This is a genomic window from Gallibacterium genomosp. 2 (assembly GCF_000771895.1).
Classification (GTDB): Bacteria; Pseudomonadota; Gammaproteobacteria; order Enterobacterales; family Pasteurellaceae; genus Gallibacterium.
The window spans coordinates 1-1,023 of sequence record NZ_JPXY01000064.1 but is presented as its reverse complement, the minus strand read 5'-3'; the positions used below and the strand labels follow the sequence as shown (position 1 = coordinate 1,023).

General features: G+C 39.9%; 1 protein-coding gene and 1 pseudogene. Both read right to left on the bottom strand.

The features are described 5' to 3' along the window. Positions 1 to 22: 22 nt before the first annotated feature. Entirely contained in the window at positions 23 to 925 is a 903-nt protein-coding gene (locus P375_RS11335) for an IS3 family transposase (protein ID WP_245176467.1), read from the bottom strand. Then, positions 838 to 1,023: pseudogene (locus P375_RS12850) on the bottom strand (hypothetical protein); the annotation flags it as partial. The gene P375_RS11335 and the pseudogene P375_RS12850, both read right to left, overlap by 88 nt.

Genomic DNA, 1,023 nt, shown 5'->3' with positions numbered 1-1,023 from the left:
CTGACCCCGAAAAGTTAGACTGTTATTTTAAGGACTGAATTCTGTATTGAACAGGGCTCAGTCCATTTAATTTTAATTGTATTCTTTCCTCATTGTAATAACGAACATATTCTTTGATAACAGATTCAAGTTCTTCAATGTTTTCGAAAGTTTTGCCATAAAAACATTCCACTTTCATCCGACCAAAGAAACTCTCCATCGCGGCATTATCTAAACAATTGCCTTTCCTTGACATACTCTGCACAATATTGTGCTCAGCTAATAACTGTTGATAACTTGCCATTTGATACTGAATACCTTGGTCTGAATGTAATATCGGTGAGTCCCCCTCAGCTAACCGAGCAATTGCTTGTAACACCATCTGTTTTACTAATCTACCATCTGGATGACGACTACATTGATAAGCAATCAATTCATTGTTATAGCAATCCAATATCGGGGAAAAATAGAGTTTATCGCCCTTCACCTTAAACTCAGTAATATCGGTCAACCATTTCTGGTGCGGAACGGTGGCGTGGAAGTCTCGTTGTAAGTGATTCGGGGCGATGTTACCCACTTCCCCACGATAAGAATAATATTTACGTTGTCTTTTCCCTTTTACCTGCAATCCCATCACTTGGATTAATCGTTGCACCCGTTTATGGTTGCTCCCCTCGCCTAATTGTTTGGTGACTCGGCGATAGCCATAATGTGGATTCTGTTGTTTGATAGCAAGAATTTGGGCACATAAGGAAGCGTTGTCATCCCTTGTCTTATCTTTACCATGTAAATGATAAAAGAAAGTACTTCTAGCTAAGTTGGCATACCGTAACAGTAAGTCTAACGGATAGTCTGCTCTTAATTCTTGGACGGCGTTGGCTTTTTCCTCATTTTTTCTCGGTCTAATTGCTGACACTTTTTTAGGTAAGCATTCTCCGTTTCTAATTCTAGAATTCTTAAGCGTAAGCGTTCTTCTTCTGTTTTCGGTGGCGGTGGCATTTTGGCATAGCGTGTTTTTTTCATCGCAGGTCGTCCTTTGGGTTT